Consider the following 21,968-nt stretch of genomic DNA (forward strand, 5'->3'; position numbering starts at 1 on the left):
AGGATAAAGAGATGGCACAAGAGTATAAAGTCATGGCGGATGCTATCGAAAAGTACCGAATGCAGAAAGCGGCTTAGGCATTAAATCCTTTTAAGTAAGTGTTTAATGTTCTTATATATAGGAAGTTGCCGGATGAGTCATTCTTGTGATAGTCCCTTAACTGAGGACTTCTATAAAAATGGGAAACTTCAGTTATATAATTTTTATGGAAGTTATTCTTCTCCTTTTTTTACACAGGGTATTGGTGAGGCACCGCTAAACAATCAATTTACTTATTCGACAAACGATTATTTTGAAAACTTAGGTTGGGGAGATGCAACTACAAGTGATGGTGCTAAAAGTTACGAAAGACCTAATATAGACAGATATTATGGTGAACTAACTGACTTTACCCCAGCTGAAAATAAAACAGCCATTATTTCAATGAAAAGAGCTGTTTTTGGAGCAAAATTCATTGCTGAAGGGTTGATGGGAGGCAAATTAAAAATATCAATGTCGGAAGCTCCGGATATATATATTACCTATCCTGATACTACAACGCAAGATATATTTACTTTTGATAATGTGTATGGTGCATGGGCGCAGGACAATTATAGTGAAACCATAACTGTTTCAATATCATGGACTAAAGCAGATGGTGCAGTCGTACCGTTAGCGACACAAGATGTTACTTTCAAGCGCAATATGCTGACAACTATTACAGTCAAGGTAAATGACGCAACTATAAAAAATGGTATAAGCATAAACACTGAAAGTACAAGCATGGGTGAAGGAGGCAGTGTAACAATCAATGGCGGCTCAAGTGATAGTACGAAAGTTAATCCTTGAAAGCTTATTATAGAATATAATCCGTAGATTAATTATCATAGAAAACCCATTGACAAGATCGATTTAAAGAATACTTGACTTTACCAATGGGCTATCTATTAAAGAGTTTGGATTTGATGACGGAACCATGTACAAAATCATCTACAGGGCTGACAAAATGAACTGGTAAACTTCTATGAAAAAATTGCAGTCTGGTAGAATATTGATGTTTTTACTTCCGAAACTTGAGTAATATATCAATATCATGCACAAGATACAAACACTTTTTGACTTTTATAATTGATGTCATCTCAGGTAAATGAAATGAGCAACCGGAACGGCAGTCTGCTAAGAGGCTTAGTAATGGTGTCGGATATGTTGCTCCTGAATGTTTATACATGGGTTTTTATGGAGGCCGTCAGCTTTCCGTTTGCAAGGATCAAGAGTTTCTGGCTGGCGATCTGTTTTGCTTATCTGATCAGCATTCATTTCTTTCCGCCGGTTTTCCATCTGCGCCAGTCTACAAGGCTGTTCGTGATCGGCAGGGTGATCAGGATCTGGGCCTTCTTCCTGGTCATGTCTCTGTGCTTTTTATTCTTCCTGCACTGCGTATTCCTCCTGAAGTGGCGGTACTGGCTGGTATATTACGCCTTGTTCTTCATGCTGCTCTGTATGGGCCACCTGCTGGGCCGCAGGCTGTTGTTGCGCTATCGTAAGCGGAAAGGACTGTGGCATGAGGTGCTGTTCGTGGGCCAGAGCCCCAGCCTCGAGGACCTGTATGCGGCGATGCGGTATGACGTGTCATACGGCTATCTTTTGAAAGGCTATTTCGCCGATGCTCCTAAGGATGACTTCCTGGAAGGGATTCCTTACCTCGGAAGAGTATCAGAGGTGAATTCATGGATGGATAATTATCACGGCAGTATCTCTGCCGTGTACTGCAGCCTGTCCTCGGCAAGGGCGGATGAGATCCGGCAGCTGATGGAATGTTGTACGCACCATGTGACACTGTTCTACAGTGTGCCAAACGTGCGTAATTATCTGAAACGGAAGATGAATATGGCACTCTATGGTGATGTGCCGGTGCTGTATATCAGTGAGATTCCGCTGAACCGTCCGGGTAATAAACTTTTCAAGCGTGTGTTTGATATAGTAGTGTCAGTGATATTCCTGGTGTTCTTCTTTCCGTGGATCTATCTGATCGTAGGCGCGATTATCAAATTGACAATGCCGGGCCCGGTATTTTTCAAACAGAAGCGGACCGGTCTGGACGGCAGGGAATTCTGGTGCTATAAATTTCGCAGTATGAAGGTGAATGATGAGGCGGACAGTGTCCAGGCGACAAAGGATGATCCGAGAAAGACGAAGTTCGGTAATTTCATGCGGCATACGAATATCGATGAACTGCCGCAGTTCTGGAATGTTCTTACAGGTACGATGTCAATCGTAGGGCCCCGGCCGCACATGCTCAGGCATACGGAAGTGTACTCCCAACTTATTTCCAAATATATGGTGCGCCATTTCGTGAAACCGGGGATCACCGGCTGGGCGCAGGTGACGGGATGTCGTGGGGAGACGCATGAACTGTGGCAGATGGAGGAAAGGGTGAAGAAGGATATCTGGTATATCGAGAACTGGTCGTTTCTCCTGGATATGAAGATTATCTGGCTGACAATCTGGGATGTGATCTCTGGAAAGAATGATGGGGCCTACTGACGGGATGGGATGTCTAGCCTTGGCATTATACATATTTTTACAAAAAAGATCAAAAACCAGCGTGTTCACACTTTTAGTCATGTTCATAAATTCATGAACAAGTATCAATTTTTGAACAAAAAGTTTGTTGATTATGAAAATGTTCACTATATTTGCAGTGTTCATAAATTCATGAACAGGCATTTAAAAATGAACAGACATGGTAAATGAAAGGAAATTATCTTTAGAAGCCGCTGCGAATTTAAAGAGTTTAACGCGACGTAATGACATTACCGTGAAACCTGCTAATAATGGGAATCACGATGTGGACATCAACATTGGTGACATAAAAATGTCCGGCGAAATTAAAAGCTTTGTAACTAAGGCTAACTTTAACCAGGTGATTCTCCAGTTACAAAAGATAAAAAACGATGGTTCTGCACCTGTACTATTGATTGCTGGTTATATTTCCCCTCAACTAATGATGAAATTTGTTGGGGAAGGATTTAATGTAATGGACACTGCCGGCAACTGCTATATCAATATTCCGCCATTATATATATACATTACAGGACAGAAACAGGACAAGCCCAAGGAGGCTGAAACGAAAGTGTTCAGTGAATCTGCGATAAAACTTATTTTCTATTTCCTTCTAGACAAGGCAAATATAGGAAAAACATATAGAAAAATTGCAGAAGAAACTGGCTACTCTCTTGGAACCATTAAAAATGTTATTGAGGATATGATTCGACACCATCATATTATAAAAACTCCTAAAGGAAGGGTTCTGATGGATTGGAGAAAATTACTTAATGAATGGCAAGTGACATATAACCAGTCTTTAAAACCAAAATTGTTCTTGAAGAAGATGAAACTTGGAAGTCCTGAACTTAGACGAAATTGGCAGGATATAAAATTACCAAAAAACTCTTATTGGGGCGGCGAAAGCGGTGCCAATCTTATTGATGGATACCTAACTCCAGAGATACTAACGATCTACACGGATGGAGATAGCGTTGATTTGATTAGAACGGCAAAGATGTTACCCTCTTCTGATGGCGACATTCTTGTTTACAAGAAATTCTGGATAGGAGTAACGGAAAGTAATATGGTCCCGAAAATATTAATCTATGCAGATTTAATGGGAACGACAGACAGCCGCTGTCTTGAAGCTGCAAAAAGAATCATCAATGATGAAAAAAAGTCTAAGTAAAGAAGAACTGGAGAATGATGCCTTATATGAGACTCTCAAGGCTCTTAGCGGTTGCGTCTCAAGCATAGGGCTGAAACTCTATGTGGTGGGTGCTACGGCCAGAGATATCATGATGAAGTTGCTTGATGAGTATCCTTCAAGACGCAAAACAAGAGATCTTGATGTGGCTATTGCCTTGTCTGATTGGTCGCAATTTGATAATCTCAGCGAAATTCTTCAAAAGAACCACTTCAGAAAGGCTCCTGCTAACCAAAAATTCTATTACGAAGGAGAAGATCATAATAATGATTACGAGGTAGATATTGTTCCCTTTGGTGATATTGCCGGAGAGAATGAAACCTTAGTTTGGCCTCCCGAATATGAGTTGGAGATGTCAGTCAAATGCTTTACTGATGTAATGGACCATTCTATTGCGGTATCTATCAACAACTCGTTTGACGTAAACATCGCGACATTGGCAGGGCAGTTCTTTATTAAGTTGGATTCCTACATGGACAGACACACCAAAAATCATAAAGATGCCGATGATATGTTTTTCATTCTTGAAAAATATTATGTCTCCAAAGTACTTGATAGCGATGAAATTCCTGATGACGTAACCCTGGAAGGAGATAAGGAAATCATTTGGAGCTCTCAATGGCTAGCAAGCGAAATCAAGCACATGCTGAGCGATGAACACCTTGCAGATTACTCTGATATGATAAAAACAGAACTTGATAAAAAAACTGAAAGCGACCTTATAAAAGACTTCATCAAATTATATGGTGATGAAAAGGATGATGCCTATGATGTCAGTTTGAGTATTTGGACAAATATATACGATATTCTAAACAAAGAAATTGAGGAAAGAAATGAAGATAAGTGATTTTTCCATCGGAAGTTCAGATACCAATGAAGATTATCTTCTGTATAGGAATATAGGTATTAATGGTTATGTCATTGCCCTAGCCGATGGAATGGGAGGATTACCTTATGGTGATATAGCCGCACGCTTAGCATGTGAAGCCGCTGTAGAATATGTTGTCAACAACTACAAAGGCATTCATTCTGAAACAAGAATGTTGAAGGATGCTCTAAAAACAGCTGACAATGTGATTGCAACAAAAGGACTTGCAGAGTACAAATGCCCAATGGGTACAACAATAGCATTAGCAATTGTTTCTGATTACCAGATGTTCTATACATGGCAGGGGAATGTGCGCATCTACCTTAAGAATGATAATGGACTTTCGATATTAACTTCTGACCATATATTAGATGTGGGTTATGGTCACACGCGAGTTACCAGATGCATAAAAGGCACAGGTTTACGTGAAGATATACCAGTAAGAGTTGCTAAACTATTTCGTAATAACAAAGTATTCTTCTGCACCGATGGTTTCTACAATATTGCAGAATCCATGCTAAGCAATAAATCCATAACCGAGATGAAGGAGGCAATCGTCAATCTCGATGACGATGTTTCACTAATCCAGGTTAATATTTGAGGTGAAATCATGTAAAAGGACACTGGTATTTTACAGTGAGTTGTGACAATTAACATCGAATGATGTCATTACTTCAAGGTTTATATTCTTCAGTAGAATTCCGGCAAGTAACTTGAGGGGAAAGAGAATTTCGTTCTCTCTTACCTCGCATTCGGGACTAAGCAAGACCAGAAGATGCCATGATAAAATGAAACTTAATCGATTAGCATAGACAAAGCTATGTGAAACGAAATCATTGATACGGAAAGGAAGACTTTTCACTATGCCCTTGTATCCTTATTCGATATTTTTTTGTAAGTTTGCAAATGTATGCCAGAACCGATAGATATTCTTGAGGATAAGCTCATGAAAAACAATCCAGGGCTGCTTGAAGGCCTCCTTGTTGACCACACTACCCAAAAGAATATCTTTTGGGCGACGGACAGTTATGCTGATCTGGGTGAGGGCTATCATTGGCACGATGCCATCACATCACAGACTATCACGGGTCATCATGAGGATATAATTAGGCCACGATCAATGAAGGCCCGCGATGAGCAGCAAAAGCGGGCAAGGCTGATGGCTGAGGTGTTCACGCCCTCATGGTTGGTGAACAAGATGAACAATGCCATTGACGAAGAATGGTTTGGCCGGTCAGACGTGTTCAATAATCTGTGCGCCAACCATTTCTGGCAGTCAGTTACCGATATGATTGCCATGCCGAAAGGGAAGTCGTGGCAAGACTATGTGCTTGCCACGCGACTGGAGATTACCTGTGGTGAAGCCCCGTTCCTTGCCTCGCGCTATGACACGGTATCGGGCGAAGCCATTCCTATTACCAACCGTATCGGCATTCTTGACCGCAAGCTGCGTGTCGTCAATGAGAACTGCACCGACGACAGCTGGACGCGTTGGGCTTTGCTGGCCCTGGGCAGTGTCTATGGCTACGAGTGGCAGGGTGACAACCTGCTGTTGGCGCGTATGGCATTGCTTGCCACGTTCTGCGACTATTATGGACAACATTTCGGACAGAAACCGAACGACCAAACGATGTTCAAAGCCGTTGACATCATATCATGGAATCTTTGGCAGATGGACGGACTAAAGGGTGTCGTGCCTGGCTCGTGTCATGAAGATAAACATATCGAGACCGACCTTTTTGGCAATGGCACAACCACAGTAACGCCTTGTCTTGGTTGTGAGAAAGACGACATACAGTTGCACAATGGACTCCGCTGCCACCTGCGCCGTTGGCTGCCCTCAGACAATGAACAACCCGACTATTTCGATTGTCTTTACCTTGACTTTATCACTAAGAAATATAAAACTCATCATAAAACTAAATGGCCTATGAAATTCGACTTTGTAATAGGAAATCCACCGTACCAACAAGAATCAAATGGAGCGAATGCAAATGATGCACCCATTTATCACTATTTTTACGATGCAGCATTTAAAGTTTCAGATAAAGCAGAATTAATTTCTCCTGCAAGATTCCTTTTTAACGCGGGAGGTACTCCTAAAGAATGGAATACACAAATGCTACAAGATCCACATTTCAAGGTTTTAACTTATGAGCCTAATGCATCAAAGATATTTCCAAGTACATCTATTAACGGTGGAATAGTTGTTACATACCATAACCGTTGTAAGAATTATGGAGCAATTAGAGTATTTACCGCCTTTCCTGAATTGAATTCTATTTTAAGAAAGGTTACACACGTATCAACAAATACCATTGTTGATGCTGTAACAAACAGAGGGCTCTATAAATACTCAGATTTGGCATATAAAGAACAGCCTGATGAAATGCGAAAGACCGCTGATAAACGAATTGCACCAAGTTCGTTTGAAAGAATGTACAAATTGTTTACTCCTGAAAAACCAGATGATAGACACGAGTATATCAGAATTTATGGTAATGTCAGAAATCAAAGAACATTTAGATGGTTTAGAAAAGATTATGTAGATTATGTGGAAAATCTAGATAAATACAAAGTACTGGTTTCTAAGGCAGATGGTGCAGCAGGTACAGTTGGGAACCCTGTACCTGCAAGAATAATGGGAAAGCCAGTTATGATTGATCCTGGTATAGGATTCACTGAAACATATATTTCAATAGGCGAAACTAATTCGAAAAATGAAGCTGAAGTAGAAGTAAAATATTTGAAAACCAAGTTTGCAAGAACTATGCTTGGTGTTCTAAAAGTTACTCAAAATAATGCAAAACCAACTTGGAAGTATGTTCCCCTTCAAGACTTTACTTCATCCTCTGACATTGACTGGTCGAAGAGTATTCATGAGATAGACTTGCAACTCTACGATAAATACGGACTGACAGAGGACGAGCGCAATTTTATTGAGACTCACGTAAAGGAGATGGAATGATGAGAACGCCGAACATACAAACCACCCATATAGCTCTTCCACAGATTTATGCTTACATCACGCCACAGATAGCAGACCATAAAGGATGGGTGAAGATTGGCTACACGGAGAAACTGAGCGTGGAAGACCGGATAAAAGAGCAATGCCATACCGTTGGCGTAGCATGGCACCTCGAATGGAGTGGGAACGCCGTGTACGAGAGTTCCACCAAGACTTTCCATGACACTGACTTCCATGCTTTCCTTGAGAAAAAGGGTATTGAGCGGGATGACCACACAGAATGGTTCCACATCAACAGTAACGAAGCAAAGTCGTTATTCTATGATTTCAGGCAGAACCACGGCGTGGTAAAGGGCAAGCCGACTATGAACTATCAGTTGTATGACTGTCAGGAGCAGGCTGTGGAACAGACAGAAAAGAGTTTCATAAATCAGCCACAAACGGAATACCTCTGGAACGCCAAGCCACGTTTCGGCAAGACACTCGCCGTATATGACCTCTGTTTGCGCATGAAGTTTAAGAATATACTCGTGGTGACCAATCGTCCCGCCATTGCCGACTCTTGGTATGATGATTATACGAAGTTCGTGGGGCAAAGCCACTATCTCTTCGTAAGCCGTATGCCGGCTCTCCTTGAGCGTAAGGATCCTTGTCTGACCCGTGAGCAATATCTGGCAAGCATCAATCAACCGGATGGCGTAAAGAACTGCATAGAGTTTGTGAGTCTGCAGGACTTGAAAGGTTCTATTCATTTCGGCGGCAATTATGACAAGCTCGCCGAGGTGGCACAGCTCACCTGGGACCTGCTTGTGATCGACGAGGCCCACGAGGGTGTGGACACCTATAAGACTGACGTAGCTTTTGACCAGATCAAGCGGAAGCACACGCTCCACCTCAGCGGTACGCCCTTCAAGGCACTGGCTAATGAGAAGTTTCCTCCTGATGCCATCTTCAACTGGACCTATGCCGATGAGTGCAAGGCAAAGGAAAACTGGGACGAGAGCCGCGGTACCAATCCGTACTCTGTCATGCCCCGATTGAACATGTATACCTATCGCATGAGCGACATCGTGATCGACAAGGTACAACAAGGCGTAGAGATAGACGGTAACCAGGAAGCCTATGCCTTTGATTTGAACGAGTTTTTCCGTGTGGACCGCGACCACTTTGTCCATGATGAAGCAGTGGACAAATGGCTTGATGCCTTGACGCAACAGGAGCGCTATCCGTTCTCCACGCCGGAGTTGCGCGCCGAGCTGCGCCATACCTTCTGGCTACTCAACCGAGTGGACTCAGCTAAGAAACTCGCTGAGAAACTGCGCGACACCCAGCGTCATCCTGAATTTTCCAATTTCGAAATTATAGTGGCTGCCGGCGATGGCAAGACTGATGATGACGAGGTGATAGAAGACGACAACTCACTGCGCCGTGTGCGGTCGGCGATCAGGCTTCATCCACAGGGCACCATCACGCTTTCCGTGGGACAACTCACTACGGGTGTTACCATCCCCGAGTGGACGGCTGTACTGATACTAAGTAATATAAAGAGCCCTGCACAGTATATGCAGGCAGCCTTTCGCGCACAGACACCTTATTTGTATAAAGGCGATGACAGAAAATATCACCGCAAGGAGAATGCATACGTGTTCGACTTCGACCCCGCACGCACGCTGACCAATTATGAGGAGATGGCCAATGGTCTCTCTGCCGACACGGTGGCAGGCAATGGTGATACTGACACCCGCAAGCGTCACATCAAGGAGCTGCTGAACTTCTTTCCCGTCATCGGCGAGGACGAGAACGGTGAGATGATGCCGTTGGATGCCGAACAGGTGATGCTCATTCCCCGAAAGATACGGTCAAAGGAGGTGGTTCGCAGTGGATTCATGAGTAACTTCCTCTTTGCCAATATTGCCAATGTATACGGCTGTTCCTCGGCTGTAATCGACATCATTAACAAGTTTTCTCCTGTGAAGGCACCGAAAAACAATGATGTGAACATGAACGATGTTGAGGAACTGTCCCACAGCATGGACAAGGACGGCAACACTCAGACAGATGCTGACAAGGTAAAGGCCTTGCAGGAAGACCTCTTCGGCGATAAGATCTATGACGAAACCGGAGAAGATCTGAACGACTTTGTGGAAGAGACTATCCAGAAGCACAACGAGGAGAAACAGCGTAGCGGAAAAAGTGCAGAGGAAAAGATGATTGACGACGTGAGCAGCCATCTCACGGATATGCTGCTTAACCCTGTCAACAAGGCGACGGAAAAACAGGATATCAGCCTTTCAAAGCGTAACCAAGGCAAAGCGATTATCAGAATCAAGAAAGTCGTGAGGGAACAACTCGGTTCGACCTGCTACAACGCAGAAATTGAAAAGAAGAACATTGAACATCAATGTAAGAAGGACTGTCTGGGAAAGACCTCACAACAGCAGGACGACATACGCCGGAAGGCACTGGACCAGAAGAATGCGATAGACAAGAAGTTGAAGGAATCCCTGCAAGAAAAGACAAAGGATTTGGTTGAACATGGGGCAAATATCATTGCCGACACGCAGGAACAACAGCGAATAGATAACAAGAAGAGTGACACCAACGAGCAGGTGCGTGACCATCTGCGCGGTTTTTCGCGAACGATTCCATCATTCCTTATGGGCTATGGTAACGACAATACGACGACGCTGGAGAATTTCGACAATGACATCCCCGACAATGTCTTTTTGGAGGTGACGAGCGTGACAAAGGAACAATTTCATTTGCTGCGAGATGGCGGCGATTTCTATAACGAGAAGACAAATGCCAGGGAGCACAGTCCAGGCCACTTCTTCGATGAGGCGGTGTTCAACGATTCCGTGCGTGAGTTCATGGCAAAGCGCCATAAGTTGGCCAATTATCTCGATCCAAAGATGACAGAGGACATCTTCGACTACATCCCGCCACAGAAGACTAATCAGATCTTTACGCCGAAGAGAGTGGTGAAGAAGATGGTGGACTTACTGGAACAAGAGAATCCTGGTTGCTTCGACGACCCTAATAAGACCTTTGCCGACCTTTACATGAAGTCAGGCCTGTATATCACCGAGATTGTGAAGCGGCTCTACAACAGTGATGGTCTGCGGCGTGTCTACCCTGATTCCGAGACTCGTTTACGTCATATCTTCAAGGATCAGGTCTATGGACTGGCCCCTACCGAATGCATCTACCGCATCGCCACACGGTACATTCTCGGCTTTGACGACAACATCAAGATCACTGAGGCCGACCATCATCTCCGTCAGGCTGATGCCCTTCCGGCAGCAAAAGAAGGAAAGTTGACAGAACTTGTGGATAAAATTTTTGGTTGAATCAAGAATAGACAGTTTCTAACACATAAAAAGAAGACTGGTTACGGGGACGTCATTTAAGAAATAGGAAGTTACTATCAGCCAGCTTCAGTCTATCCTGTGAATAACTTCCTTTTTAAGATCGTCGTCAATATTACGATAACGCGCGAAAGCCTTCGACCCTTCGACGTGACCGGTCATTGATCCAATCAGATTGGGGTCTTGCACCTTGTCATAGAGATTGCCGATGAACGTCCTGCGTGCTATGTGTGACGAAGCCTACTGAAGGACAGGATGGTTTTGCCTTAACATCACTGGCTTTTTAAGCTTTCATGAATATCTCTTAAAGTTATAGTGTGTCTTTCATGAAGTTCTTTCACCTTTACGATTACCTTCTATATCCAAGTGAAGACCCTGACCGGGTTTCTGTCTTGGGAGAGAGCCTGAAATGCACTTATGTGAAGCCCCGTGAGGATATGGTCAATCATAATGAAATCAAAGGATATGACCTTTCAAATATTTAAAGGAGACAGCCGGTATTGAAAGGACTTTCTAAAAAGTCAATGCGTGCACTGACAATAATGAAAGAATCATCGTGTAGGATCGATCGGTTTAATTGTAGAAAGGAGGAATGAGATTTGAGTTTCATTCCTTTTTTTGTTTCTGGTGGAATATAAGGAGAGAAAAGCAGTCTTTACCAACTACTTATAAGGTTCAAAAAAATTACTATTTACAATTCATACACATGGTACCGATATATTGCTATTGCCAATCAGAATATCGAATTTGTTTCTCAAATGTTTCTCAAAAATAAAACAAAAACTCTGCAAGTATTGAATATCAAGTACTTGCAGAGCTTATTTGTACCCAGAGCCGGGGTCGAACCGGCACGAATTGCTTCACTGGTGTTTGAGACCAGCGCGTCTACCAATTCCGCCATCTGGGCATAATGCATGATTCTTATTGGCTGCAAAGGTAGTGCTTTTTTCGGAATTTGCAAACATTTAAATTAAATTTCTTAATTTTTTTGTACGTTCCCTTTTTTCTTCTTATCTTTACCCTGCTAATTAAGGATAATTATAAAGATGTTTTAAATCATGGCTAAAACCGATGAGAATTATTGCGTGATACTGGCAGGTGGCAGGGGCAAGCGTTTGTGGCCTTGTAGCCGTGAACAGCAACCTAAACAGTTTCTCGATTTCTTTGGTACAGGGAGAACACAACTTCAACAGACTTATGACCGGATGGCGAAATTTATCAGCCCGGATCATATTTATGTAAATACGAATGAACAATATGTTAAAATGGTCAAGGAGCAGTTGCCGGATCTTTTAGATGAGAACCTGCTGGCTGAGCCGATCAACCGGAATACGGCACCCAGCGTGGCGTGGGCCTGTTGCCGTATAGGCCGTATTGATCCTCATGCTAATCTGATCATTATGCCTTCTGACCAGACCATTATCAATGAAGAGGCCTTCCATAAGAATGTGATGGAGGGCTTGCAATTTGTCGCTGATAAGGATTGTCTGTTGACGATGGGGATCAAGCCTACTCGGCCCGAGCCGGGATATGGATATATTCAGATTGGGGACAGCTCTGATGATCATGGCTTTTATAAGGTTCATACCTTTATCGAGAAGCCGGAACGTTCTTTTGCAAAATTGTTCATGAATAGTGGTGAATGGTATTGGAACACCGGGATGTTCCTGGCGAATCTGCATGCTTTACGGAACAGTCTGTCAAAGCTGTTGCCTAGTGTGTTCCAGGATCTTGAGCGGAATAATCAGAATGTGAGTATTTCAGAAGAAAATGCTTATATTAAGGAGCACTTTTCCTTTTATCCTAATGTTGCTATTGATACAGGATTCCTGGAGAAGCCGGATAATGTTTATGTGAAGAAGTGTGATTTCGGCTGGGCTGATTTAGGCACATGGCATAGCATCTATGAGTTTATGCAGAAAAGCAAGGAGGATAATGTGGTCGTTGATTCTGACGTGATGATGGAGGACTGCCATGAGAATATCATCAAGTTGCCTAAAGGGAGAATGGCTGTATTGAATGGTCTTGATGGCTTTATCATAGCTGAGAAAAACAATGTGTTGTTCATCTGTAAGAAGGAAGATTCCTCTGCTTTGATCAGAAAGTACGTTAATGAAGTGCAGATGAAAAGGGGGGATCAGTATATTTGAAACCTGTTTCCTGAATCAACTGTCATAGGCTGTGCCTGCCGGCGGGAAGTTCTTCTACAGGTATAGTCTGCCATCATGTGGATTGCAAACGGGGCCGTCAGTTGATTGCTGACGACCCTGTTTGCAATAAAGGGTGCCCATTTGTCTTATTTGACAAACTGAACACATACGGGTTTGCTGAGCAGGATCTTCTGGCGGGTATCCGTAAGCAGTCCGGTGTGCGGGTTCCTCGTATATATTTGTATCTCATTACTGTCCCGGCAGGCAACGAGAAGGAATCTGCCATTTGGCGTAATATTGAAATTGCGAGGGTGGATTCCCGTTCTCTGGTATCCTATACGAGTGAGTAGTCCGTTCTCTGGGTTCCTTGAGAATATTGCAATGCCATCGTTTTTCAAACGGTTGCTGGCATAAAGGAATTTGCCGTCCGGACTGATATGTATGTCAGCGCTTCCGCGGGCATGATGGGTGTCAGCGGTCACTACCTGAAGACGTGTCAAGTTGTCGTCAGTATAGCGGAATACCGTGACGTTTCCGGAGAGTTCACTGATCAGATAGGCAAATTTCCCGTCCCGGCTGAAGATCAGATGTCTCGGCCCTGAATTTGCGTCAACGGCTACAGGATGATCCAGGAGCTGGGGGATAATCTTTCCGCCGGGCAGATGGAATCTCAGGATCTGGTCTGCACTGAAATCGGTAGCAAATAGATATTTCCCATCGGGGCTGAACCGGACGCAATGGATATGTGGCTTGTTCTGACGTGTGGTATCCGGACCACCGAGATGTCCATAAAACTGGATGGCCACAGGCCCCAGGCCACCGTCTTCTCGTATGGGGAATACAGACATGCTGCCTCCTGTATAATTTGCTGTGAGCACCTCATGCCCGTTGGTTGACACATAACATGGGTCTTCTCCGTGGGTCAGTTGCCGGTTAATCCGCTTTAGGTGCCCATTACTTTTATTCAGCGCATAAGCCGTCAAGGCAGCCGTGGAGTCTGGCATCTCACTTACGGCATAAATGAATTTTCCATTGCTGGAAGGGATCAGATAAGAAGGATTGGAAACGGAAACTGACGAGAGAGGGATTGCTTTCCCGGTGTTCTGATCCAGCCGATAGGTGTATATGCCTTTACTGCCTCCACCTGTATAGGTACCGATGACCATAGTCAGGTCATTCGTACTGTTGCCTTTCACAATGGCCTTTCCATTCATGATGATGGTGCTGCCTAATAACAGTACGCTCAATAATAGAATTCTTCTCATGGATAAAATATTTTTTGAATATTACTGGAGAGTAAAATGATCCTTTCAGAAGTACAAAGGTACGGTTAAAATCTGAAAAAGAGCCCTTTTTTGAGGTATTTTGGCTTGCTCGCTTTCAGCATCTGTATCCCGTGTCAGACAGGCGGCCGTTTCTTTCGATGATGGATACGTCGTGTTCGGATTATGGTCATAGTCATCGCTGGTAACTGTCAGAATGCACCATTATGGTCATAAAAGAGTATATTTGAAATCTTCATGCGCACAGTTATCCAGGATAAATAAAGGAGCGAAAGAGCGGCCGGGATATAAAAGCAATCCCCGTTTTTTTGCAGAAAAACGAGGATTGTCTTCACCTTTTTCAAAAGGTTTTCGCCTAACGGTCAAAAGAATGTGGGTTCTGTTTCTTGAACTCAGTATAGATATTATTGGAAATTTCCTTGAACTGATCCTCCGTGAGTTTGATTTTCTTGCTCATATTAATGTCGGCTTCCTTGTTGAGAGGGATCAATTGAATGTGTGCGTGTGGTACTTCCAGTCCCAGGACAATTTCCGCAACTTTCTTACATGGATAGGCAGCCCTCAAGGCATGGGCTACTTTCTTGGCAAAGACTTCAAATTCAGCCAGTTCCCAGTCGTCCATATCGAATAGATAGTCTGTTTCTTTGCGAGGGATCACCAGCGTATGCCCGACCGCTACAGGGTTGATGTCAAGGAAAGCGTAGAATTTCTCATCCTCGGCACATTTATAACTCGGAATTTCTCCGGCTGCAATTTTACTGAATAATGTACTCATATCATTAACTTTTTATGATGATCGAAGAAGTGGCGGCAGATACCGGCAGCAAGAGGCTTGCTGCTGTCTTTCAGCCGATAGAGATCTTATCGATTCTCAAGTGAATCGTGCCACGGGGGATTTTGATTTCTGCTACATCACCTACTTTCTTGTTCAGGAGCCCTTTTGCAATAGGGGTCTTAATTGAGATCTTGCCCTCTCTGAGATTTGCCTCGCTCTCACTGACAAGTGTGTATTTCATTTTCCGGTTGTTCGTCAGATTTGTCATTTCTACGGTGGAGAGGATCTGGACAACATCGGTTTTCAACTTGGAGGTATCAACGATTTTTGCCTCGGCTACTTCCATTTTCATCTGGTTGATCTTAGCTTCAAGGTGTGCCTGTGCCTCTTTAGCTGCATCATACTCTGAATTTTCACTTAGATCGCCCTTATCGGCGGCTTCACCAACGGCTGCAGATGCCTTGGGGCGCTCTACTGTTTGAAGCTCATGGAGCTGAGCTACGAGCTTATCGTAGCCTTCTTGTGACATGTAAGCCATAATTTCTTCGTTTTTGGTTGATAAATGTTTATTCAAGTAGGGTAAAAAAACATTGAATTCCGACATCGCGTTGGTGATGTCGGAATTCAATATCCCTTCTGTCTCTACTATAGTCTTCTTTTTGCAAAGTTAGGAAATCTTTTCGAGACTGCCAAATGTTTAGGATAAAATTGATTTAACTCAATAAAATAAATCATTTATGATATTTATGATGTAAACAGATGGAAGCCGGTGTCTTTTTTCTTATCTTTGTAACGTGTTTTTCATAGTATTAGATTTAAGGTTAACAAAAGGTTGGGACTCAGCGGAGTCCCTTTTTTTGTGTCTGAAGGAAAACATGAAGATCGCAATACTTGTCTTTATATCATAAGATGATAGATCATATCGGTGAGGGCATAAAAAAAACGATGCCTCTCATCAGAAGAGGCATCGCTGTAGATATTCAAAAGTGTCTTGTCCGATTACAGATTAAACTTATAACCGAGCGTGAACTGGAATACACTGTTTCGGGAATTATTGTTTTCCACCTTGTCGTTTTTCCATTCAGGCATTCCGTCAGAAACTTTGGTTACTCCCCAGTTGTACCGTGCATCCAGGACGAAGTTGTCATACTCGTAGGAGAGGCCTACAGGGATGGACAGGTCAACGGTCTTGGGGTCATAAGGACTGTTATGCTTGTCAACTAAGAATCCGGGTTGAACACCAACTTTCACGGCGAGACCTTTTACGACATAGACGTTGGCCAGGATAGGAAGATTGATGTAGTCCAGTTTCTGAGAATAGGAAGTGTTGTTGCTGATGTCCCATTTAGCACCTTGCTGGGAGTAGTTTACACCCAAGCTGAGTCCGAACAGGTCATCGAATTGATATTGCCCTTCCACACCCCCTACAAAACCTGCTTTGGAATTAGCATCAAGATTGGTCAGTGTGGAAACATTAACACCTACTTTTGGCTGAAGGGTGAAAGTTCCTGCAGGAGCTTGTGCAAAGGCACCCATTGAAGACAGCAGAACTGCTGCCATAAGAATCATCTTTTTCATTTTACCTTAATTTTAAAGTTCAAAACTCTTTTCCCCTTTTGGGTTTTTCTAATTTGTGCGGCAAAGATAAGTCTTTCTTTCTGAACGGCCAAGAGGTTTCCCCCTAAAACTTTTAGGGTTTTACCTATTTTAAACTTTGGCCTTTCCTCAAGAAGGAGGAAAAGGCTGTCAGTACATCCCCTTTAGAGGTGGAATTTATAACCTACCGTGAATTGGAATACGCTGTTGCGTGGACTGTCATTCTGAGGACTATCGTAGACATTGGTTATTCCCCAGTTATAACGGCCATCGATGACAAAGTCGTCATACTGATAGGAAATTCCGATAGGGATCGACAAGTCTACACTATTTGCACTCGTTCCATGATCATCTACCAGGAATCCAGGCTGGAGCCCTACCTTTAAGGCAAAACCAGGAGCTACATAGAAGTTGGCCAATACTGGCACATTAATATAGTCGAGTTTGGTGACGGAGGAGAATCCATCATTGTTCCATTTGGCACCCTGTGCCGAGTAGATAGCACCGAAGCTGATGCCGATATTCCGGTTTGTGCTTACCTCTCCTTCCAATCCCAGTGCCATTCCCACTCTTGAATCGGCTCCTACGTTGGTCAAGGAGGCTACGTTCAGACCGATTACCGGTTTAAGGGTAAAGGTGCTTGCTGGTTTCCGGTAATGGGCATACCGCCTGTAATAACTCCGATGCTGAGCAAATGCTCCCACTGTGGATAGCAGAATAACTGCCATAAGAATCATTCTTTTCATATTTTTATATAATTGGTTTGTTTATTTGTCATTCAGGAAAGTCTTTCCGTTTATGTCTATTGCAAATTTACCACTTTATCAGGTATTACAATATGGCATTTTCCTATAAAACATCGGCATTTCCCTAATAGGAGATGGGATTTCCCTATGGCACCGGCAAGGATTGCATGCGTATTCACCGATTATCAGACTCTAATGAGAGATAGCCGTTTTGTCCCTTGCAATAATCCATAAGCTTCTTAAATGTTGGATTGAAGGCAAGCAATTTTGGATTTCCAGTCAGGATGATCTGTTTCCTTGCCCTGGTCAAAGCGACATTGAGTTTTCTGTCAATCATCATCCCTGCTTCCTGGAAGCAGCTTGCGGTGAGAAATTCGAGTTGGAAGAAACTTTGTACGGTGAATGAATAGATGATATAATCGCGCTGGCTGCCCTGATACCTCTCGACAGTATCAATGGAGATGCCAAGGAGCTCCGGGCAATGTAATTTCTCTATTTCTTGCCGGACCATGGCGATCTGGTTCCGGTAAGGCACGATAACACCGGCGGTGTAGGCAGCGTTAAACCTGCTATGCTTGTCTTCCGTGGCTTTGAAAGTCTCTTGTGTATAGGTATATATGCGCTGCAGGCATTGTGCTGTGATGGCAGCCTCAGAAGAGTTTACCTTGTCGGATACTCCGTTCGCCTTACAGAATCTGCTGGGTATGAAGATCACCCGATGGTTGAGGAGCAGATGGTCCAGGGGAGAAGCATTGTCATATATTTCTTTTACCTTCTGTGGATAGAGGTTCCTTTCTTCCTGGTGAGGCAATGGTACCGGCTGGATCCGTTCACGAGCATAGAACATTTTTCCCGGAAATTCGGCAACTGCGGGGTGCATACGTCCCTGATGGTCCAGTATACCGATAAAATCATGTTCCCGTCCTTGTTTCCTTTCCCAGCAGATCAATCGCTCGAAAAGAGAATTACGGCAGTCGGTCAGTCCGATGTCGTTGAGATCTTTCTGGGAAACTTTTGAATCTTTTTCTTCCTGTTGCACTACGGCGGGTAATTGTTTATGGTCACCGATCAGAATGAATTTTTTTACCCTTGTGAGCAGTCCGATGATATTCGGCTCAAGGATCTGAGAGGCCTCGTCAACAATGGCCAGGTCGAACGATTTCAAGTCAAAAAGGCATTCACGTGAGGATACCATTGATGTAGTACCGACAATAATAGGTGTGTTCTGTATCTTATCCTTGAGACGGGCCAGTTTCGGATAATGCTCAGCCATATTACTGATGAGGTAAGGCTGGAACCTCTGGTCACAGGAATAAGGACTTCCGATCCTGAGAAAATCGATTTTGTTTTCCAGAAGCATATTGCAGATTTCATCTACGGCCCTGTTCGTATAGGCCATCAGCAGTACTGACTGCCCAGGGGTTGCCAGGGCCTCCCTGACCATATATTGCAAAGCCCGTGAGGTCTTTCCTGTTCCCGGTGGTCCGAGGAGGAGGAAGTAGTCCCGGGCCTGTCTGGCTTTTTCCAGAATGGGATCCAGTGCGTCATCATAGTGTCCGGACAATTTGAGTGAAGAATTCTTTTCCGGTTCCCGCTGTCCGAGAAGCAGGTCCCGTATGGGTTTAGGGGAAGAGATGAAACGGTGCAGATTGCGTAGCGCTGATCCGGTGCCGGCATCGCTCGCGCCATGCTCGACAGCATATACTTCAGAGTGGAACAGATTCGGATTTTGCTGTCCGTCGTTCAGGTGGATGACCAGTTGACCGGACGTGATCTCCTGGATGGTCCCCTTAAGCAGGACTCTGTTGCGGACATCGGGGATCTGGTCTTTCGGATAGCCGTAGAGGTAAATCATGTCTCCGGTACGGAAATTAGGCAGAAAGTAAGTACCTTGCCGTGGAACGGATAAGGTCAGGGTATCATAGCCGTTGAAAGAAGAACTTTTCTCTTTTTTAATAAGGTGCAAATCAGTATAGATATTTCCCGTATCTTTTTTCTCTGCCAGAGGCATATTCCATAGGTCGCTGGAGGAATTGCCGAGTCCTTCCTGAGCTCCGACCTTGGAGACAACTTGCTCGCGGAGGACAAAGGTAAGCATTCTGTTGAAATAGTCGCTTTCCAGTCCGGTCAACTGATCAAAGGGATCTGTCATCAAGGCTATTTGCGGCCTGAGGTATTGATGGTAGAAGGATCCTTGGTTATGATTCACATTGAGTGTTTCCGGAGATAGGGTCACTACTTGGCTGCCAACACCATTCTGGGCAATATTGAAATTCTGAGCCACCACTTGATTCCTGTATTTTATGGCTTCGCGGAAAAGGGTATGATAATCGACTACGCTCATCAGCCCGTCCTGAGGAGGATATTTGGAATAAAAGAGTCGGATATCCGTATGAGAATCATTAATGTGGAAATTATAATGCAGGACACCATAATACAGGAGGAGTTGTATCCAGTGATTCTCCAGAGGGAAACCATGGTGGACGGGGTCAGGCTGGTGCCTTTCAATATTCATGTTCCGTCCGGATTTCTGCTCGATCAGGAGTTTGAGATCTGTAGTCATCAAGTCGATACGGCCTTCCAGTCCCAGCGCCTCGCAGATGAATGAAGGTTCAAGGATGGCTTTGGACTTGTCAAAAGCATCCCTGCCGGTAAAAAGTTGTCGTACTCCCTGTTGGATGTTCTGGGCCTGGTTGATGGCATCATGATAAAATCTCGTCGGATTAAAACCGTTACAGCAAGAATACTCCAACGCTTTCTCCTGGTAATTGCTCCGAATGGTATTTGTCAAGTTATAATTCCCTTTTGAGTTGATGACATCATCAAGGATGGATCCGGCCAGATCTCCTAAAAGGATAGCCTGAGAGTTGGCTCTCGGCCGCATCTGATTCAACAGATAGAGGAGAGGATGGTGTCCGTATTCGGTGAAGCAACTTGCAATGGTACTGATGTCAACTAAGAAATCAGGTTCCAGGACAGTCAATGTAGGGTGGATAAACTTACCATCTATCTGATTATCCAGGAGATTCAGTTGGGTCCCTTTATGGACGAGGCCCTTCAGGTAACGGTGGTCAATGCCTCGCTGCTCTTCCAGGCAGGTGATGACTGCTTGTCCGGGAGCATTATCCTGGTCAATGCTTACATGGATGCCGTCATCCTCTACGGACTGGACGATGCAACGGATATAGTGATTGTTGATAAAGCCCGACTGCAACTGGCGGCGGCTTACTTGTGGAATGAGGGCATTGATCTCGGAAGGTATATCACAGCAGAAGATTGCAGAGATAAAAAGACAGAGAGCACGCATGTCTTCCTGCAACTCCTCTTTTGACAGCGGTTTGCTGGAATTGGAATGACGGCGCATGGTCTGAACGGCGATCTTGTCTGGTAGATGAAGGTGGAGTTTGTTGCATAAATAGTCAACTTGTGAGAACAGGTTACCAAAAGCATGGCCGGAGTTCCGGGTCCCTTCGTGACAGCACAGCACCAGCGTGTCGTGCATCAGTTGGTTTTGCTCCTTTGGCGGTATTCCCGCTTTTAGGATGCCTGCAGCACGGCTGAACAGTTCTCTTGAGGTCATATCCTTTTCTATCATAGATGCAAAGATAACTAAAAACATTAATATTCCAAGAAAAAGAAAGAGCTCAGGCAGAGGAATTTCCTTCAGGAACCGGCATCATCATAAAGAGCAAGTCATTCATCAAAGAGGATAAGCCTATCTTTCCGTGGATATAATAATCCTGGATGCTGTCGATTTTTATCTTGAAAAGGGTAGAGATTCATATAAAAGTTTTATCTTTGCAGGTATGAAAAAAGAAGAATTGATGAGGAGAGCCATTGCTCTCTCGGAAGATAGCGTGAAAAATGGTGGTGGTCCTTTCGGAGCAGTTATTGCCAGGGAGGGCGAGATCATCGCAGAGGCCTCCAACAGTGTTACCCTTGATAATGACCCTACGGCCCATGCTGAAGTGAATGCCATCCGCAAGGCAGCGAAGCGGCTGGGCACTTTTGAACTTTCTGGTTGTGACATATATACTTCCTGTGAACCTTGTCCGATGTGTCTGGGGGCGATCTACTGGGCACATCTGGATACCATTTATTATGGTAATAACCGCAGGGATGCTGCCCGTATAGGTTTTGATGATGATTTTATCTATAAGGAGATTGCCTTAAAGCCCGAAGACCGTCATAAGAAAATGCAACTCCTTCTGCCGGATGAAGCTAAGAAGGCCTTTGATCTGTGGGAAAAGGATACGAAGAAGACAGAATATTAAATGCTGTTTCGTTTTTTTATACCTATACCTGTTCTGTTGGTTAAATGCAGAGGGGTATAGGTATATGCTTTGGGCTTTGTCATAAACAATTGAGTTCTTTTCCTTCATTTCCTTTGTTGATGATTTGTTTTTACGCAGAGTATAATTACTAAAGTGAATAAATGTCTTTATTTGTCCTAATTTATGACTTATTTAAGGGTCTGAAAA

At 43.9% G+C, this 21,968-nt stretch carries 16 protein-coding genes and 1 tRNA gene; 10 read left to right on the forward strand and 7 right to left on the reverse strand.

The window, feature by feature from the left end; all coding sequences use genetic code 11:
- The first annotated feature begins 105 nt into the window (after window positions 1–105).
- The 8 genes from ACYRYG_RS12075 to ACYRYG_RS12110 all read left to right on the forward strand — a co-directional run bounded on the left by ACYRYG_RS12075 (window position 106) and on the right by ACYRYG_RS12110 (window position 11,422).
- Entirely contained in the window at window positions 106–828 is a 723-nt protein-coding gene (locus tag ACYRYG_RS12075) for a hypothetical protein (protein ID WP_460198275.1), read from the forward strand.
- A 282-nt stretch (window positions 829–1,110) separates the two neighbouring features.
- Window positions 1,111–2,523 (forward strand): undecaprenyl-phosphate glucose phosphotransferase, encoded by a 1,413-nt coding sequence (locus ACYRYG_RS12080; RefSeq protein ID WP_460198276.1) that lies wholly within the window; start codon window positions 1,111–1,113, stop codon window positions 2,521–2,523.
- A gap of 199 nt (window positions 2,524–2,722) precedes the next feature.
- Window positions 2,723–3,715, forward strand: coding sequence for a type IV toxin-antitoxin system AbiEi family antitoxin (locus ACYRYG_RS12085; RefSeq protein WP_460198277.1), 993 nt, complete (start codon window positions 2,723–2,725; stop codon window positions 3,713–3,715).
- Entirely contained in the window at window positions 3,696–4,580 is an 885-nt protein-coding gene (locus ACYRYG_RS12090; RefSeq protein ID WP_460198278.1) for a hypothetical protein, read from the forward strand. Before ACYRYG_RS12085 ends, ACYRYG_RS12090 begins: the two co-directional genes overlap by 20 nt.
- Window positions 4,567–5,202: a PP2C family protein-serine/threonine phosphatase gene (locus ACYRYG_RS12095; RefSeq protein WP_293427311.1), complete on the forward strand. Its 636-nt coding sequence runs from the start codon at window positions 4,567–4,569 to the stop codon at window positions 5,200–5,202. Before ACYRYG_RS12090 ends, ACYRYG_RS12095 begins: the two co-directional genes overlap by 14 nt.
- A gap of 309 nt (window positions 5,203–5,511) precedes the next feature.
- On the forward strand, window positions 5,512–7,569 hold the full coding sequence (locus tag ACYRYG_RS12100) for an Eco57I restriction-modification methylase domain-containing protein (RefSeq protein WP_460198279.1): 2,058 nt from the start codon (window positions 5,512–5,514) through the stop codon (window positions 7,567–7,569).
- Entirely contained in the window at window positions 7,566–10,919 is a 3,354-nt protein-coding gene (locus ACYRYG_RS12105; protein WP_460198280.1) for a DEAD/DEAH box helicase, read from the forward strand. Before ACYRYG_RS12100 ends, ACYRYG_RS12105 begins: the two co-directional genes overlap by 4 nt.
- Before the next feature lie 344 nt (window positions 10,920–11,263).
- Complete coding sequence (locus ACYRYG_RS12110) at window positions 11,264–11,422, forward strand: hypothetical protein (RefSeq protein WP_460198281.1); 159 nt, start codon at window positions 11,264–11,266, stop codon at window positions 11,420–11,422.
- Between the two features lie 340 nt (window positions 11,423–11,762).
- On the opposite strand, the gene ACYRYG_RS12115 is transcribed toward ACYRYG_RS12110, so the two are convergent.
- Window positions 11,763–11,844 (reverse strand) — tRNA-Leu (locus ACYRYG_RS12115).
- 151 nt (window positions 11,845–11,995) lie between these two features.
- Between ACYRYG_RS12115 and ACYRYG_RS12120 the strand changes: the two genes are divergently transcribed.
- Entirely contained in the window at window positions 11,996–13,087 is a 1,092-nt protein-coding gene (locus ACYRYG_RS12120; protein WP_293424248.1) for a mannose-1-phosphate guanylyltransferase, read from the forward strand.
- A 146-nt stretch (window positions 13,088–13,233) separates the two neighbouring features.
- On the opposite strand, the gene ACYRYG_RS12125 is transcribed toward ACYRYG_RS12120, so the two are convergent.
- The 6 genes from ACYRYG_RS12125 to ACYRYG_RS12150 all read right to left on the reverse strand — a co-directional run bounded on the left by ACYRYG_RS12125 (window position 13,234) and on the right by ACYRYG_RS12150 (window position 21,082).
- Window positions 13,234–14,352, reverse strand: a complete 1,119-nt coding sequence (locus tag ACYRYG_RS12125) for a lactonase family protein (protein WP_460198282.1) — start codon at window positions 14,350–14,352, stop codon at window positions 13,234–13,236.
- Window positions 14,353–14,725: 373 nt separating this feature from the next.
- Complete coding sequence (locus ACYRYG_RS12130; protein ID WP_293424246.1) at window positions 14,726–15,145, reverse strand: HIT family protein; 420 nt, start codon at window positions 15,143–15,145, stop codon at window positions 14,726–14,728.
- A 70-nt stretch (window positions 15,146–15,215) separates the two neighbouring features.
- A complete protein-coding gene (greA, locus tag ACYRYG_RS12135) occupies window positions 15,216–15,683 on the reverse strand; it encodes a transcription elongation factor GreA (RefSeq protein ID WP_293424244.1) in 468 nt (155 codons plus the stop codon).
- A 461-nt stretch (window positions 15,684–16,144) separates the two neighbouring features.
- Window positions 16,145–16,723: a porin family protein gene (locus ACYRYG_RS12140; RefSeq protein WP_293424242.1), complete on the reverse strand. Its 579-nt coding sequence runs from the start codon at window positions 16,721–16,723 to the stop codon at window positions 16,145–16,147.
- 182 nt (window positions 16,724–16,905) lie between these two features.
- Entirely contained in the window at window positions 16,906–17,487 is a 582-nt protein-coding gene (locus tag ACYRYG_RS12145) for an outer membrane beta-barrel protein (RefSeq protein ID WP_293430998.1), read from the reverse strand.
- A 175-nt stretch (window positions 17,488–17,662) separates the two neighbouring features.
- Complete coding sequence (locus ACYRYG_RS12150) at window positions 17,663–21,082, reverse strand: DEAD/DEAH box helicase (RefSeq protein ID WP_460198283.1); 3,420 nt, start codon at window positions 21,080–21,082, stop codon at window positions 17,663–17,665.
- Window positions 21,083–21,293: 211 nt separating this feature from the next.
- Here ACYRYG_RS12150 and ACYRYG_RS12155 point away from each other — a divergent pair, with 211 nt between their 5' ends.
- A complete protein-coding gene (locus ACYRYG_RS12155; protein WP_293416399.1) occupies window positions 21,294–21,761 on the forward strand; it encodes a nucleoside deaminase in 468 nt (155 codons plus the stop codon).
- The last annotated feature ends 207 nt before the right edge of the window (window positions 21,762–21,968 follow it).

This window comes from Segatella asaccharophila, from assembly GCF_054687055.1.